The organism is Rufibacter soli (assembly GCF_054781795.1).
The window spans coordinates 2,518,543-2,535,136 of record NZ_BAAGTS010000002.1 but is presented as its reverse complement, the minus strand read 5'-3'; the positions used below and the strand labels follow the sequence as shown (position 1 = coordinate 2,535,136).

14 protein-coding genes are annotated in these 16,594 nt (G+C 39.0%); 5 read left to right on the top strand and 9 right to left on the bottom strand.

What is annotated here, in order from left to right; all coding sequences use genetic code 11:
- Window positions 1–259 precede the first annotated feature (259 nt).
- Window positions 260–676, bottom strand: a complete 417-nt coding sequence (locus ACYVJQ_RS12635; protein ID WP_460893439.1) for a hypothetical protein — start codon at window positions 674–676, stop codon at window positions 260–262.
- 262 nt (window positions 677–938) lie between these two features.
- Here ACYVJQ_RS12635 and ACYVJQ_RS12630 point away from each other — a divergent pair, with 262 nt between their 5' ends.
- Complete coding sequence (locus tag ACYVJQ_RS12630; RefSeq protein ID WP_460893438.1) at window positions 939–1,265, top strand: hypothetical protein; 327 nt, start codon at window positions 939–941, stop codon at window positions 1,263–1,265.
- Here ACYVJQ_RS12630 and ACYVJQ_RS12625 read toward each other — a convergent pair.
- Window positions 1,252–1,647 carry a hypothetical protein gene (locus ACYVJQ_RS12625; protein ID WP_460893437.1) on the bottom strand — a complete coding sequence of 132 codons (396 nt, stop codon included), beginning with the start codon at window positions 1,645–1,647 and terminating at the stop codon, window positions 1,252–1,254. The genes ACYVJQ_RS12630 and ACYVJQ_RS12625 overlap by 14 nt on opposite strands.
- A gap of 120 nt (window positions 1,648–1,767) precedes the next feature.
- Here ACYVJQ_RS12625 and ACYVJQ_RS12620 point away from each other — a divergent pair, with 120 nt between their 5' ends.
- Window positions 1,768–1,962, top strand: a complete 195-nt coding sequence (locus ACYVJQ_RS12620) for a hypothetical protein (protein ID WP_460893436.1) — start codon at window positions 1,768–1,770, stop codon at window positions 1,960–1,962.
- A gap of 109 nt (window positions 1,963–2,071) precedes the next feature.
- Window positions 2,072–2,326, top strand: coding sequence for a hypothetical protein (locus ACYVJQ_RS12615; protein WP_460893435.1), 255 nt, complete (start codon window positions 2,072–2,074; stop codon window positions 2,324–2,326).
- 20 nt (window positions 2,327–2,346) lie between these two features.
- Here ACYVJQ_RS12615 and ACYVJQ_RS12610 read toward each other — a convergent pair whose 3' ends face one another.
- From ACYVJQ_RS12610 to ACYVJQ_RS12595, 4 genes are all read right to left on the bottom strand, one after another.
- Window positions 2,347–2,712, bottom strand: coding sequence for a hypothetical protein (locus ACYVJQ_RS12610; protein WP_460893434.1), 366 nt, complete (start codon window positions 2,710–2,712; stop codon window positions 2,347–2,349).
- Between the two features lie 255 nt (window positions 2,713–2,967).
- Window positions 2,968–3,579 (bottom strand): hypothetical protein, encoded by a 612-nt coding sequence (locus ACYVJQ_RS12605; RefSeq protein ID WP_460893433.1) that lies wholly within the window; start codon window positions 3,577–3,579, stop codon window positions 2,968–2,970.
- Between the two features lie 87 nt (window positions 3,580–3,666).
- Window positions 3,667–4,257 carry a hypothetical protein gene (locus tag ACYVJQ_RS12600; RefSeq protein WP_460893432.1) on the bottom strand — a complete coding sequence of 197 codons (591 nt, stop codon included), beginning with the start codon at window positions 4,255–4,257 and terminating at the stop codon, window positions 3,667–3,669.
- A 5-nt stretch (window positions 4,258–4,262) separates the two neighbouring features.
- Window positions 4,263–4,553 (bottom strand): hypothetical protein, encoded by a 291-nt coding sequence (locus ACYVJQ_RS12595; protein ID WP_460893431.1) that lies wholly within the window; start codon window positions 4,551–4,553, stop codon window positions 4,263–4,265.
- 642 nt (window positions 4,554–5,195) lie between these two features.
- Here ACYVJQ_RS12595 and ACYVJQ_RS12590 point away from each other — a divergent pair.
- Together ACYVJQ_RS12590 and ACYVJQ_RS12585 are read left to right on the top strand one after the other, a co-directional pair.
- The gene (locus tag ACYVJQ_RS12590) at window positions 5,196–5,765 is read left to right on the top strand and encodes a recombinase family protein (RefSeq protein WP_460893430.1); all 570 of its coding nucleotides are present in this window, start codon (window positions 5,196–5,198) and stop codon (window positions 5,763–5,765) included.
- 206 nt (window positions 5,766–5,971) lie between these two features.
- Entirely contained in the window at window positions 5,972–7,063 is a 1,092-nt protein-coding gene (locus tag ACYVJQ_RS12585; protein ID WP_460893429.1) for a hypothetical protein, read from the top strand.
- Between the two features lie 123 nt (window positions 7,064–7,186).
- On the opposite strand, the gene ACYVJQ_RS12580 is transcribed toward ACYVJQ_RS12585, so the two are convergent.
- Genes ACYVJQ_RS12580 through ACYVJQ_RS12570 form a run of 3 tightly spaced genes read right to left on the bottom strand, consistent with a single transcriptional unit; the run spans window position 7,187 to window position 16,482 of the window.
- Window positions 7,187–7,864: a macro domain-containing protein gene (locus ACYVJQ_RS12580; protein ID WP_460893428.1), complete on the bottom strand. Its 678-nt coding sequence runs from the start codon at window positions 7,862–7,864 to the stop codon at window positions 7,187–7,189.
- Window positions 7,865–7,868: 4 nt separating this feature from the next.
- Window positions 7,869–12,632 carry a DarT ssDNA thymidine ADP-ribosyltransferase family protein gene (locus ACYVJQ_RS12575; RefSeq protein WP_460893427.1) on the bottom strand — a complete coding sequence of 1,588 codons (4,764 nt, stop codon included), beginning with the start codon at window positions 12,630–12,632 and terminating at the stop codon, window positions 7,869–7,871.
- A complete protein-coding gene (locus ACYVJQ_RS12570) occupies window positions 12,619–16,482 on the bottom strand; it encodes a DEAD/DEAH box helicase (RefSeq protein ID WP_460893426.1) in 3,864 nt (1,287 codons plus the stop codon). Before ACYVJQ_RS12570 ends, ACYVJQ_RS12575 begins: the two co-directional genes overlap by 14 nt.
- Window positions 16,483–16,594 lie beyond the last annotated feature (112 nt).

The window sequence follows — 16,594 nt, the reverse complement described above, 5'->3', positions numbered from 1 at the left end:
GGAGAGACGAAGATAATAGTGGGTGGGGTTTGGGCTTGTGAAAAGTAGATATGATGTGTTATAATAGGTAAAGAGATGATCCCTCACCTCTATGCAGTCATGTAGTGTCACCACCACCCCAAGGGTGGTGACACCAGTAGAGAGTAAACAGCTTACTGATTATATGTCTCTATTTAGATTAATTGATAGGAAGGGATGAAGCAGCTACAGCGTAAGCATCAAAAAGAAAAAGGCACCATTATATTGGTGCCTTCCCATCTTATAGGTCTGCCAGTAGTTTACCTATCTTGTTTCTGCGGGCTATCTGGACCTTTCCCTTCTTGTACTCGCTTGCCAAGCGCAATGCCTCTTTCTTGTCCAAGCCTTTCCCTAAGATTAAAATTTCCTTTATGGTTGTCACCTTGGAGTTGTCGTTGGGTGTGCTCAGAAGGTTTACCCAATAGCTGAAGGGAGACTCCGTGAAGCCCACATGGGAGCAGTTACTCTCATCATCAATCACGGCTACCACGTAGTACTGCCCCTTTACTTTCTGTAGCGGCAGGAGGCTCTGGTAGATTTGTGTCGTGTGCAGGCCGTTCTTCTCGGCAAGCAGTACATGCAACGCTTTAATGTAGTCGTCACCGTGCTGTTTCCTGATCTGGACCATCTCCTCTTTGGTCGCTTGTATAAATTCCATGTTTTTCTAAGTTAAAATATTGAACATCTGACAGGTATGGTACCATTTGTTGCGGATGTTTAACTGCCTGTCAGGTCTTATATGCTCGATTTTGGAAAAGTTTGGTATGAGGAAGGGAAATATTTGATCCGTGGAGAGGTAGGGCGTTTTACCCTGAGTTTAGGTAGGCAGGGTATGGGACCCGCTTGAAAATAAATTGAATTGCTTTTTCAAACTTCTAACCCGCATAATATATAAGGTCTGTAACTAAAACATTCAGACAATGGATAGAGAAGAGATAAATGACCGCCTGTATGAGATATATGATGCCTTTGGCAAAGTAGAGGATCTTATCTATGGGTTCAGTGAAGAATATGAGAGGAATGACCTGCTGTTGGTACGCACTGGTACCTTGCCTTTGCCAATCGCAAGTAAGAAGGATGGAGGCAAGAACCTTCTTGATGAGGTTACTGATCAGGTGGATATGGCTAAATGTATTTTAATGGACATGACTGAGTCGTACGGTGACCCAGGGGTGGCTTGGCTGAGGAAGGAGAAAATCAGTAGGTTGATCAAGGATTGGGAAGAGAAAAGCGTCACATGCCAATGATTCCTTTGTTGTGTTGAAGGACATAGGGATTGAGGATCAGTCCGAGGCCGCCGCAGATGGAGCAGGTAAACTCCATTTCGGAGACGCAATTGCACCTGCTGTTCTTCAGGATGTACCCGCGGTGCCACTCCTGATCATCTGCCGCTATTCCCAATGTCTTAAAATCTAGGTTCACCCGCTGGTAATCACCATCCTGCGTGACCACCACACAGGTGCCATCCTGATCGAAGGCAAAGGTGTAGTGGTAGATGGCGGGAAGGTACTCTGCTCCACTCTTGGTGAAGCGGCACATGCCATACAAGCCTTTACCTTTGTCATAGGTCTGGTAGATGTTCAGGTCTCTGCTGCCATAGAGCAATTGGTTGTTCAAGATCACCGCCATAGGGTTGTTTGTTTCCTCTATATATAAGTGTCGTTTCAGTGTCTAAAGGGAGAATAATGGAAAACAGGTAGAAATTTTCCGTTTTTGGATCTGGATATATACAGAAAACTACAATAAACTATGAGGAATGAATTCAAGTCAATCAAAGTGTACGACTGCACTTACCGCAAGGTGAATTACATCAGGGAGTCTTTACGATTCTTGGGGTTCCACCTGTCTAAGAGCAATGTCATGGAGATGGGGGTCAATATGCTGGCCAAGAGCTGCCGCGCGCAGTTGGAGAAAAAGAAAGGGCAGGGCGATGGCAGCAAATAACTATAAGAGCCAACTATTCACAAACAGGGATGGCAGCGCGACTTTCAGTGTCTGCATGCAGGCGCAGAAAGGCCTCAGGACCGTTTACGACTACGAATGTGAGGTGGAGATGATGGAGACCGTGGTGCAGAGGATCATCGATGACCTCTCGGATCCTTTGGGGGTGAACCCCTTCGCCTATGACTTCCTCACCAAGACCACGCTTCCCCACACCACAAAGCTGGCCTTTACCTATTATAAAGTGGTGATAGAGCTAATCAATGTGGCCACTGCTAAAGAGCAAGGTGCAGAGGACAAGCGGGTGCTGGACTTCAGGGCCATGATCACGGATCTATCCCTCAGGGGAGTGTTCAGGGATTTATGAACTGTCCGTATGTGGAGGTACTAAAGTCCCTTCAGCAACTCACCGATCCTCAGGCCCCTGACGCTCTTTTTGGCGAGCCGCAGTGCCATCGTGAAATTCACCCTTCCCCTGAAGGGAAGCCCTGTGCCTAGCCTGTGGACGGTGAAATGCCCCTCCAGTTCCTCCTTCATCCCTGCCAGCAAGGCAATTACCTGGCGGCGGGAGAACTTTCCTTCCACGTAATCAACTGGCTTTACGCAGAGGAAGGCATAGAAGTCACCGCATTCCCGCATGACAACTTTACCGTGGTGAGTATCTTCTATGGCCAACCCTGTTGGCACCTGTCCCATGCATCTGCGGATCTGTGCGAGATATTCGGTCGGAGAGAAGGTCTTAGGGCAGGTCATAAAGGGTTGGTAATTTTTAGGTGTTTTATGTTTACCTATATATAGGAATTCAATTCGTAATTGAGTTTTGGCTTCAAGTAGGGTCCAATATTGATTTGCCTTGGCATTTACATAGTCAGCCGCCGTTCATACAAGCTTGTCAATTAGGATAATAGGGCAAAGGCGTTTCCCGCCTACCAATATTGTAATCGATGTCTCTGGGCTTTAGGGCAAGTGTGAGTCTCTCCATTGCGTACTGCCTGACCGAATTGACGGTCAATAGAAGGTGAGGGTAAACTGTGGCCCGCCAAAGGTAGCCTCAGGAGGGTTAAGGCCTTTCTGCTCCATATCCATCCCCGCCAGGTACCTGATGATCCTCACATGCCTGTTTAACTCCCTGAAATTGTGATCCCAAGTCCGCAAAACCAACTGGCCTCTGAGGATGGGGTTTCCGAGCATGTCGGTCGTCTGGTGAATGTCTATCCAAGAGACATCATTACCGTCTGGGGAGAAGCCAATTTCCTTGATCCCCATGATCAGTCGATAGGGGACCGAAACCGAGAAAATGTCAACCCCATCCGTCTCCTGGAACTTCTCCAGGCGGAGCTGGCTTCCCCTGAATGAAACAGGCGCGATCTCTAACGAAAGGGACCTGTCTTCTGAATTATGGGAGGTATCACCGAACAGTATAATCATGGAGCCAACGGTGAATTCAGTCCTGCTTCCCACTTTAGCCTCCCTTAGCCCAGATCTGCCTTCGTTTATAGGTATCCCAATGCTTTCTGTCAGGCTAGTGTCATGAGGCTTTCCAAATACCTGTTTCTTGGAAAGGCTAAGTGCATGGGTATTCTCTGTCTCATTGCAGATCTCTTCTCTTAGGTCCATCATGTTGTAAATAGTGAAGGTGTTGGGAGTTCCGCCCCTCAGATGATTTACAACCCGAAGGGAATGGATCCGCAAACAACGGTTTAATAACTAAATGCCTTTGAGTAGCCCATCGATCCTTTCCCTCCTGAAGAACTGTGGGAATTCCTTCTTAAATGCCTCTATTCGTTCCTGCCTTGGCTTGATGATATGCTTGCGCTTGATGATGATATTGACCTGGTTTGCCCTGCTATCTGAAATTCGGGCAGAATAATAGGTATTGTCCTTAAAGTAAAACTCAGGATAATTTGGATGCCCGAACGCGGTATAACCCTTCCTTTTCAAAGTCTGGAAAGTGGAGCTGTTTGTCAGAGGAATTTTGAATAAGGTTTCTTTTGCCGCCTTTAAAGCAGCGTGATGCGTTGATATAGCAGCATCGCCTTTTTCTGTTATCTCAATCTTTCCACCGATTTCCATGACAATAAAGCCTTCCTTTAGGGCCGTATAGAGTTTGGCTAACCTTGTAATGCAGTACTCTTCAATATCCCCGATTTTCAAGGTTTTGAGTACTGGCTCTGACTGCCAGTTTGACTTGATTTTCAATTGGGCATTAGTCTCTATCTCAGCGGTGTATTTCCCCCAAGCCTCTTGGGTGATAGTCTGGAGAAGCTGGTCTATCTTCTCATGGTACATTGATGACATAAAAATTATGGTAAAGGGTTGTTGAAATGTTTAAGAAGGCTTTTGATCTTTTCCTTTCTCCTTATAGGGCGGAAGTGTTCAATTATCTCAGGGATAGCCAGCAGTTGAAGTTTAGCCTCGTAGGGCACCCTTTGAATCTGGACTTGGGTTTTGTTCCAAGCTGTAATCATATAGAAAGTCTTGCCCTTCAGGAACACATCATCATCTGCGAATTCGAAATGTATATATCCTTCCTCTTTCATTGCCTCAAGCACTTCTCCTGTTCTGCTCACTGTTTTAACTGCTTTGTTTTTCATTCTCTTTTTTTGAGCTTTTTTGGGTTGCGTTAACCTAATCGTAAGGTAGCTAGCCCGTGTATAGTTAATGTTCCATAGTTTTTGATGTCAAGCATTGGATCGTCATGGCTATACAGTTTGCCCAAACTGATACCAGCATATTATGCCATAACCTCCTGGCTGCCTTAGCTATTTCGGTAACACTATATTATATATCGTGCCTTTAAATCAGAATCTGCTCACTACTGCCCTTTTGCATTAACCTCATAGTTATTGTCCAAGCCATAAATAATGTTACAAAGCTACTGGCGGCCACATGAATCATAGGTAAGGTTATTGTTAAGGATATGTTACCATTCAGTTGGGAATAGTTCTGGGCGCACTGGCGACTTAGCTTGTTAGGCTACTTGGCGAGAGGATGGTTACCTGCTCAAGCTGAGTATAGGAAAGACAATAGAACCAGTGTATAAAGAAGATTCGGTAAACCAACCAAAATATAAAGATTTATTTTTAAAATCCTGGAATAATTCTATTTTAATGGGTTTTGAAATTTTGGTTTGTTAAATTCGTACCGTTACTAGAATATCGAAGTGAGGAACATATAACTCTTGTAACTACCGATAAGACGGTCTTTTAAATTTAACAGGGTAAAACCACAAAATAATGGACAACAGGATCGCCCTTTACTGCCGTATTTCAACTCATTCCCAGTCCAATGACACACAGGTAAAGATTTTAACGGAGCATGCAGAAAGGCTCGGCCTAAAATATGATCTGTACGAGGAAGAGGAAAGCTCTCGCAAGACCAGACCTATTAAGCAGCAGTTACTTTCCAAGCTCCGTGCGGGGGAGTATACCGCGGTGTATGTTTACAAACTGGACAGATGGGCAAGGTCTTCCACTGAACTAATCTTGGAGATAACGGAGCTATATAATAAAGGGGTGGGGTTTGTATCGATCAGTGACAAAATTGACTTCAGTTCAGCGACTGGTAGGCTGCTGTTCCAACTCCTGAGCTGTTTCGCCGAATTCGAGAGGAGCCTTATCTCAGACAGGACCCGAGCAGCATTGCAGCGCAAGAAGGAGTCGGGAGTGAAGCTCGGGCGCAAGGTTGGTTCAAAAGACAAGGTGAAACGTGAGACCAAGAATTACAAGATTCGCGAGATGCGCAAGCGCAAGGCCGCCGATGAGGTGAGGGGGATCTTCAAGCCCATCGAGGAGTATATCTCCTAAATCCGACTAAGCAGTGATAGAGACCGATGCCTTCCTATAATAAGGTGGGCGTCTCTGTTTTCGTGCCAACCAAACAATCCTCCCCGCAAACAATTTACCATGGCAGAAATGTGGTTTAGGTGGCCAAGGATATACCCATCCTCCCCTGTAAATCAAGGGTAGACTATTGAACGTTTATTTGGTAGTTTTTTAAAACTTGCAAAACTATGATGAAGCCAAACCTGCCGTTGCTATTAGCAAGAGGTATTGTTACGCAAAACAATATAATTCTTGAAGGTGACATTGAAGGTGATAATGCTCAATTTATTAATCAACTATTAGCTTCTCAAGGACGGTTACCTCAAAATTCTCCATATGAAATACATCCTTATAAAAATCTCCTCCCTTTAAGTAACCACACTAAATATATAATAGGAACCTTCCCACCTGTTAGTTACATCCTGGATCACCCTCAAATAGCTGCGGCAAACATTGATGTTCTTAGACAGCCAGTCAATGGTGCTGGGGTAAGAGTAGTGCGGCGGCCATGGGTGCCGTTTTACCATGGGAACAGAAAAGCAGGTAGTATGTGGTTAACTATGCTGAGTTCTGAAGAATTGGACGCTCTTCAAGAGTGCCTTGAAATGAATGGAAGGTTAAGCGGTAGGCAGTTCCTAATAAATACGTTAATTTCTGCGGAGGTAAATTACGCTGATGTGATTGATGCTATGCAAAGAAGTCTTGTTAATGGCAAATACACTTCAAGTGACATATGCTTAAACAACATTAAGGCAAATGATGATCTAATCAGTCACATCTTGGCTAACCCTAATACTCAAAGCCTTCTGTTCAATACATCAAGTATCTTTTCAAACAGTGGAGTAGACTTAGTTGGAACCTACGTTTCTATAGACAATCCCACTGCGTTCGACTTATTTGTGAGACGGTGCCAAGATTTGGGTATGCAGGTTGAAGTTCAAATCCAAAGCGGTGATCCAGACAAGTACTTCACATGGAGAGCTATCTCTGAATTAAATGAGGTTCAGAGAAAAACTAAGGTGGCATTTGAGATGGCTCTGATTAATCCAGAGAGTAATGTTGAACCTATACTTGAAATGTTCTTGCCAGGGGAAAGGAAAGAATTTACCGTTGTAACGCCTTTCAGTCCTGCTGCGGTGAATAGGGGGAGCTTAAACCGCAATTTAGTGGTTCAAAATTGGCGAAATGCGACAGGAGGAGACAAAGGAGATCTTTTGAAAATAATATATCAATGCTTTCTGGAAGGAGATATGGTGCAAATATATAATTTGAATGTTTGAGACTATTAAATAAGCAAGACTACATAATGGCAAAAATTAATAATTAAAAGAAGTAAGCAGAGTGAGGGAATATAAGTTGTGTTGAAGATAGGCCACCCTTTTAGGAGGCAAATTTTAAATAAATTACCTGAGTTGATCATTGCTCATTGCAAAGTGAAAAGCCTTCTCAAGAGTTTTATCTCCTATACCATCATAATTGGCTAATGTTATCATAGAGTTAATTCTTGCATCAGTCAAAACATCATTGATCTTACGAATATATTGTGGCTGAATCCCTGTGGCTTGTTTAATTTCCTGAGGGGATAAGTTCATCCATCTACTTTTAAAAGCATCAAACAGATCATCCGCTGCATTTGGGTCATAATCGTAAATTTCAATATCAATATCACATTTCTCCAGATATTCAAACATCATGCTTCTAACTTCTTCGGTTGCTAAACCCCCATTATGGGTACCTAGAAGTGGGAAGGCAATGGAAGAAATCCCTTTGGCCTTATATGCTTCAACAAATTTTCGTAACCCTCTTTCAATATATTCTATCTTACTTGGGTATTTCCAGTGGACTTTCGTAGGGAAGTTTAGGACCCAAGGTGCGCCTTCCTGCTTATCATATAACCAAAGCTTCCCAATGCCGATAATTTTATTTTGACAGTGTTGCTTATAAATTTCAAACATGTGAGGATACCTAAGCTTGTAAACTTTGGCTATACCCTTACCCATCACACCTACGCAATTAACAGTATTAACTACCGTTTGGCATTTAGAATTGAATATATTCCCTTTTATAAAAGTTGTAGGCATAGATCTAATTTTTATAAATGAACCATTCCCTATTAGATTCATCGACAAAAGTAAATGTAACTTTTGATGTCATTCTTTTAAGTTTAATATGGTTCTTAAATACAATTTCGAAATCTGAGACTTTTAATATATCGCCTTCAATGATTTTTGAAGGTTCTAATACATCACTTGATGTGATTTTAATTATTCCTTCCCCCTCAAAGGAAGTTTTTGCAATGATGGCATCTTCTGTTTCATAAACATCAATCCTTGGATTATCATGGTGAAAAATATTTAATCCACTATCAACTTTGATAATATTGTAGTCAATTTTACTTCCTTCAATAAGTTTTATTAGAAGATTTTTATCAGCTTCGCTTGCGCAAATAATTTCAAGTGAATCTAAGTCTTCAAAATTAAGCTCTTCCTTTATTAAAAATTCTTGTTGGGAATAGTGTATGTAATCTTGCCAATCTTTTGGATTAAATTGCATGAATAGCTTATCATAGTTTAATAAGTTAACCATTTCAGAGAACTTTCCAAGTTTAGCACGATTAGTCTGCATATTTCCATTACTCATATAGCAAGTGCCCAATTTCTTTTCTAATACTTCTTTTAAAGAAAATCGAAAGAATATCGGTATGGGGCATTTAGGAAAGCCTAGATTTTTTGCACTGTCGTAATAAGAGGCTTGCATATCGTGCCAAATCCCATAGATGTCGGGACGTCTCGTAGTGTAAGTTGAATTTTTATCCTTTCCCAAAAACTGATTATAGAACTGCGTTGGGGTTTGGGGGCGAAAATAAAAGCGTGCAAATTCATGTGCATCTCCACGTCGGTGTACAACGCTTCCTGCTGCATCACTTCTCTGTTTAGCTGAATTACGGCTTCTTATATTTCTTGTCTTAATTATTTCAACTGCGTTATCAATATGGGCAAAATGGTAAATATATCCCTTCCAGCTAGATTTCTGTTGATCTATTCGGCTCAGGAACCTAAGAGTTGGCTTTGAATCAATATTTTGTTGAATATAATCTCCAAGCTTTTCTCTTGCGCCTGGATTATGTAAGAGCTTATGCCAATCCCATAAAAATTCATAATTTTCAACCAACCCTTTTGTGAAGTCAATATTTGGGTTCCCTGATATGAATGACCAGTTGAGGTTATTTTTAAATTTATTAAGGAGTGAATCTGTGAAAACTAAGTAGTTATTTTGACTTATTTGTGCCCAGTCTATTCTATCCTTAAATAATTCAAGCCATTCATCGGTTATCTTTGAGTCTATATGTTTAGAAATATAAGCCCAATCCCAGCGGCCCTCAAATTCCTTTAGAGTTTTCTGATCAGAGAAGGATACTGATGGGTGTCGGGTGACAGCATGCCAATTCAGATATTGACTGAAGCGCTTAAGCAAAGAAATATCATAAACTACATCTTCTCTTTTAGATAAATAATCCCAATCTAAACCCTTATTGGAGACAAGCTCTAAAACAGAAGTTGTAGGTGTGAATGAAGGGTTTCGGGATATTTCCAGCCAATCCCATTCCTTGTCTACGAGTTGAGTAATAAATTCTTCTGTGAAGTCAATGTCTTTGCGCGAAGAAAGAGTAACCCAATCCCAATCTTTGCTTTTAAGATCTATTATAACTTGATTATTGATTAGAATATCATTTCGTTTTGATATGGCTTGCCAACTCCATGGTTTTCCAGAAGCCTTAGTTAGAAAATCGCCTGAGACTTTAAGTTGCCTATTGTTAGAAAGGCTTTCCCAGTCCCACTCCTGATCTAAGAACCTACTAATTAGTGATTCTGTTAACTTGACATCATTTCTCAATGAGTATTTGGCCCAATTTAATTCTTGTCTATACCTTGATAATGAAGAGATTAAAGTCGACTCTTCCTTCGCTCTGAATAAGCCGCCAAATTCACTAATAAAGTCCCAGTCCCATGGTTCATCTCTAAACTTTGAGATGAACTTAGTATTTTTTGTTAGGTGTTTGTGCCTGGATAGAATTGACCAGTCCCATTTAGAACGATAGGTTTCTAAATATCTAAACACGTTTCTGCTATAGTGTTCTTTATCCTCCCATTGATCAAAGTCAAATAATTTTGTGATTGATGGATTGGTTGTTAGCAATGACCAATTCCAATTATTTAAAAATTTATTTATGCCGCTTTGGTTAATTGGAATATGCTCATTCGAAGATATGGCATCCCAATCCCAATGAAAGCTTGAATTGTTCTGTGTTTCTTCTAATCTTTGATATAATAAGCCGATAGGATACTTTAGGGTTATTTTAGTCCAAGCTTTTCTTCGGCTTTCAGTATCCGTGTTATTAATACACGTTATAATCTTGTGTTTAAGATCTTCATTAGAATCAATATCGTCGAGGGTAAATACATTCCCTAGTAGGTACTCCCAATCCCAATGTGTTTCATTATAATTTAACCCTTCAAGAACCTGTGCCTTTGTAAAAGTCCTTGAGATAAATTTCCAATCCCACTTATCAACAAATCGTATATCATTAAGCCTATTGATTTTTAGTATATCTATAACAAGCTTTGTTAAAAACGTCCAATCCCATGGTAATAAAGGGTTTTCAAGTATAGTTTCAAGATTTGTTTTCTCAGATAGTATATGCCATATTGGTAATTTTTCGTCATCTCCTACATTCAAATTGTCATTGAATAATTTAATATTTTCTTCCCAAACATATGCAGGAAGTACTCTTACGAGCTTGATCCAGTTGAAAGGTTTACTATAAGGTTGGTACTTGATTAATAACGCCTCTAAAAAGCCATAACTTTTATCAGAGACTTTTTTATAATCCCATGGATGTATTGAGAAGTTGCTTAAAATAAAATCCTCTGACACTCTCTCTGTTACAACTGGCCAGAATTGTTCGAAGGGATTTGATGAAAGCAGGTTTAAAGAATGGATTTCACTTAGGTAATCTTGAAGAAAGTTAGGTTTGAGAGAGTATATAACCATCTCCCAATTTAACTGGTGAATGAACTGAGTGAGAAATTGTAAGTTATTGATTAATGCACCATTTCCTGAGAGTAAATCCCAGTTCCAACCGAAGTTGGAGGATTGAATCACTTTATAATCTTTAAGGTTTTTGCTCATGGCATCCACCCCTTTCTCACTTTTTACATGATGTTTGAACGTGTCAAACAACTGTTTATCCCATTTGATATTAGAATTACTCTCAAAGCCCTTGCTAAAACTACTGTCTTCCCACCTTATTAAGTTTAAGCCTTCGAAAAAAAGGATGGATTCAAAATCCCAGAAGAACTTCTGTTCAGCTATGCTATAATACTTTAACTGCTCGTTTTGCTGACGTCTCAGCGCTTGCTCGAATTCCTTGTTGGCTAGACAGATTTGCTTATAGGATTCATTGGTGAACACCCTAGTGAGCAAAGTTTCCCATTTTAGATACTTATCGAACTTATTGATGTTATCAATTAGAAAACTTAAGCCAAATTTATCGGTGATGTAATTCCAATTCCACTGTTTTCCTAAGAGCTGACTGTCTTTTAACAAACCTGATATAAGCACATGGCTGCGATGTTCAGTTAGGAGGTGAAAGTTGAATGGCAACAGGTGGGCATACTTAGTAATATTTTCATCACTCGAAGTAAGAGATATAGCGTCCCAATCCCATCCAAACTCTATACATTCTTGGTCAGAAGCCAAGAGATAAACTAATGATGGATCTTTTATGGATATTAGCTCAAAGTTCCATGGAAAGTCTTTGATATAATTTGAGACAAATGAAATATCAAACCTTTCTGTTAATACAGTCCAGTCCCATTTTTCCTCATAAGTATTTAAAACTGTTTTAATGTGTTCTATTGGAGCATGCTTAGATACATCTTGCCAAGTACCACCATCACCTTTAACAGAAAGGATTTCAAAGATTGCCTGATCTGACCAATCAACCCTAGAATCTTTAACCAACTCTTTCCAATCCCAAAGTTCGATATACAAAGCAATTTCCGATGGAGTTAACTTTGAGTTTGGATTTTGATTAAGAGATTCAAATAAGCCTCTTCTAATTAATCTATTTTTAACATGGGCATTAGAGGGCAGATTAATCGCATCAGAAAGACCTGCCGTAAGAATATTATTGTAATAAAATTGCAATTCAGGTTTCCCAAGGTCATTAGAAAACCGACATTCAACTTTGATAGTTTTATAGCTTGCCCCAACAGTCAGGGGTTCTGATGCAGTAATTTCACCCAAGTAAATATTATTGTTGAAAACTTGTCGATTGAGCGCTTCAGCAATAGTTGTGTCTGTTTGGTTGATTTTTAGGTTATTAGATATATTTAATTCGTTTCTAAGCCCTAATTCTGTAAATGCAAAGCTCGGTTGAGTTTCTGAAAGGCCAATATTGCTAAATAATTGCGTACTTGCCTTTGAAGACAAATACTTAAGACCAGTGTTTAATGCTAAAATACCACCATCTGTTAGGTTTATAAAATTTTCGACCTCATCAGCCAAACCATATTTGAATAATTCTTTTAGATAGTTCTCATATATCTCTACCTCCGCCTGGTCTAAATACTTACCTGTCTCTTCACATTCTAAAACATTAAACCCTAATGTTACCCCAAGTTCAGACTTAGTAACTTTTCCATCAAAGTCTCTAAGTATTTGGCACAGTATTTCATCTATTTCTGTTATAGGATAAGCTACTTTATATTCAATTATATATGGTACAGCTTTAACCTCCCAATCAATTGTATAAGATGTATTTGATATGTTGTTATACTGTTCCATTCTGAGCTACTAAATAATTAGATAGGTGCTTGTAATCCACGATTAATCCGTGTGGTGAGTTTTTTATTGAATCATATACATTTCTGTAAATGGGCTTTTTACAGAAGTGCTGGCTGTTACCAACTATCACAAGAAGTCTTCTAGCTCTTGATAACGCCACATTAAGTCTATTAGGCGATTCTGCGAACCCTAAGCTTTCTTGTGTTGGATAGCCTAAGAGGGGATAAATTTCATAGTTAGCCAGTTGATCCTTGTGCGTTGCTATTGTATTGCTTCTCACCATGGATACAATTATGATGTTTCGTTCCATGCCCTGAAACCTATCCACCGTACTGACTCTGATGGGGAGATTGTCCTTGTATTCTTCAGCTAATTGGTTGAGTAGTTTAATTTGCTTTCCATAGAAGCTAACTATTCCTATTTGTTTCTCTTCAAGCGGCTGTGGTTGTAACCAGTTTGTAAATTTATCATAGCCGTCGCTACTCTTTATGGAGTCGAGCACGCGCTTAATTGCGTCGATCTCACCATAATTTATGCGTGACGTGCCTTCAAGCATTTCAGGCTCTTGTACATCAACCCACACAGTATGAATATGCGGTAGTAAAAAGCCTCCATTTGAAAGTCCATGGTATCGGGAGAAAGGACTTTCAAAACTTTTATGGCCTTCTTCAGTTAAAGGTAACCCACACTTCAGACCGCCGTCTTGAATATAAAATTGCTTTATAACTTCATTAATGGCTGGGTGCATTCTGTACTGTGTATTAAAAGTGCCTTTAATACTACTATCTATATTAAGGAATAGCCTTTCAAACTGAGAAATTTCAAATTCCTTACGGGATAATGTCTTTGCCAGCTCAAACTCCCCAATACTTAGAAGCTTTTCTTTTATTTCTTCCCCATCTAATAAGGGAGGTAGCTGTCGGTGGTCTCCAACAATAATTGATTTCTTTGCATAAATCAATGGCAGTGCTAGTTCGGGCGGTGTAGCCTTACTCGCCTCATCCATTACCACTGTATCAAATTTAATTTCAAAATTGCCTTTCTTAGCTTTCTCGAAATAATTATCACCAGCAACTATCTGTAAATACGATCGGTAAAAACCAGTCCAATTTCCTTCAGAGTTTTTAAAGCCAATTGAGCTTCCTGTAGCCCCGATTACATTCGCGAATTTGATATAAGTTGATTTGAAAAGTGATTTAGTGTCTCTTTGAGGCTTAGTAAGGTGTTGTTTCCAGCGCTCTAGCGGCGCTGACTCATTTGAGTAGTTATTTATCCTTGAGGCGATATTATTCAACCAATGCCTTATAGCATTGTTATTTTCAGACAACCCTTCAACCCATCTATCCATTTCTGCCAATGAGTAAAAAAGTCCTTCCGACTCTAGCTTTTCGTCACTTCCGAACCGCACTGGTTTTACCAGGTTGTGATTAGGGTTCTTTAATTTGTCTATAGCGTTATCGACTGCAAGATTCGTCTCAGAGGTAAGTAAAAGTCGTTCCTTTTGATTAACCCTTACATGTTGCCAGATTATTTCTGCTATCGCGGTTGATTTACCTGTGCCAGGCGGGCCTTGTATGAGGACTAACTCTTCTCCCTTTAATGATTTGAAGACAGCTTGTTTCTGCGAATCGTTTAATGATTTGGAATATATATGTTTTTCAAAGTCTTGCCATTCTGAACTATTTGAATTTAAGATCAGCTCAATATCTTGGATTGGTTTTGCTTTGGAAGAGTCAAATAGGAAGCGTTTTACATTGTCATTAGGTAGCGGATCCTTCGACTGTAACTTCAACATCGTCTCTCTCAATCTCGCAATTTTGTCCCTATCGCCTTTTAAATCAGGAGTAACAGCTCTGAGTTTATGTTGTTCAAGGGCTTCAACGGTTTCAGGCAGCCCTTCTTCTATTAAGAATTCAAGTTTTGGATAAGATACCTTGCGAAGGGTGCCTATGGACTTTTTACCCTTCTTATCTCCGATAAAAAATTCTCTTCCTTTTAATTTTGTGAGCTTTTCAGTCTCTTCCTCTACCTTTAAGTCGAAATTTTCTTCACATATATATTTCTCCTTGAAAAGATTATCTACAGAATAAGAATACTTATTAGAATTAATCTCAGTTTCAAGGACGTCATTCACTATTGCAAGTGCTATCTGGCGATTTCCAGTTTTATAAAAAAATCTGAAATGAAGCTTGCTCCCATAAGATAGAATCCGAGTTGTTAATGAGGGAATGGATTGCTTTAACTTGCTTGCTAGATCTGGTAAGTCATTCTTGAATTTTACTTTATACTTAAATTTGTGATTATCTCCATAATCGATTAATTCAAGGTGTTTGACGGCTTTTAATTTTTCTAATTTGGAATTAAGCTCAGAGGTAGTTTCAAAGTCAAATGAAACTGTATTTGAACTTTGACTAATTTGTAGCTCATCTCCGTGTATTGTGCTATACAAGTTTCTCCAGAACTGTTCTGTTTCCGAATCAAATAATTTGAAAAAGCTGTTTAAACGCCATTTTTCAAATGAATATTTTGTTTTATAGTTTGACTTGATTTCATAATCGTTATAATACCTTTTTAAAGTTTTTAGTATAAGGGTGTACTTTAAATTTATATCAAAATCTTCCTCATTTGTAGGTGCTTCAAGTTCAAATAAAAAAGTATTTTGGGCTGGTACAGGGAGATTGGCACTGGGTGTTAGGGAGCCTGCACCTTTATTGAAATTTAGTTTATATCTATTATTTATTTCTTGATTTGTGCTGATATCATAATCAGCTATAATTTGAAACTCTATCTGATAACTTACAAACTTTAGTTTTATCTCGTTATGTAATTTATTGACTAGGTTGGGATGGAGTTCTCCGTTTTTAACAATAACAGATTCTGATTCTAAATTAGCTTCAATTTCAGAGTTCTTATAATACCTAGATATATAGTATGATAAGGAAGGTCTTAATTGGTATACTGCTCCTATACAGGATTCAAACGAAAGTAAACTAGAGTGTTTGTCAAGCTGTTCCCTTTGATGTGTAGTTAAATAAAGAATTCCCTTGTTCTTAGATTTATTGCGAACTTGGGTCTCTCCAGTGATGGTTTCTATGATTGTAAGGAGATTTTCTTTCGTTGTTATTTCACCCTCGATCACAGGGTTTTCATTAAAGTTTATATAGAATTTTTTAGCATCATCCCTTAGCTTAATTAATTTCTCTGGCTGGATATGTTTAGTGATTTCTACTGATTGCAATATTGAGCCATGATCAAATGAAAACTCTTCTTCTTTTAAGTTGAATACCTTTCTTATATCAGAGGCAAATGCCGCCTTAAATATATCTTGATCGACTTCAATTTTTAATTTTCCTGATTCGCTAATCTCATATTCTGGCTTAACGGCAATAGGCAAAGCTTGGTAATCAAGAATTCTTTCTTGAGCTAAAATATACTTATCCCAGATAGTTCTTTGGTCTAAATCTTTGTGGCTTTTAACTACTTCATCTTGTAGTAATTTAGTCTGTAAGGATTTAGTTGTTGAGTTTTGATTGTCTGACTTTACATCTTGGTTTACACTCCCGTCTTTGTTAATGGAAAATGCTCTTTTAAGCAATCCATAATTAGAAACAGGTGGAAGGGCGCGATTAATTTGAGATTCAACTGGTTTTGCTAAATCCTTGTATAATTCTTCTTTGTTAGAAATTTTTTCACCAAACTGATTTATTATTAATTGAAAGTGTTCAATGCTTAATTTAGTGGTTGGCTTATTTTCAATATAATTACCTATAGAATTTAGATATTCAACAATTTGGGTAGCGCTAATTCCTAATGCATTAGAAGCTTGTTTTAATCTTATTGCACGTTCCATTTTTTACTTTCTGATTCTGAGATTTAATTTATTATTTAAATGATAGTAATAGTGGGGAGTAGTTTCCCTTTTCCTCGGACTATTGCTAAAGTCAAAAAATTTTGATTTAGTT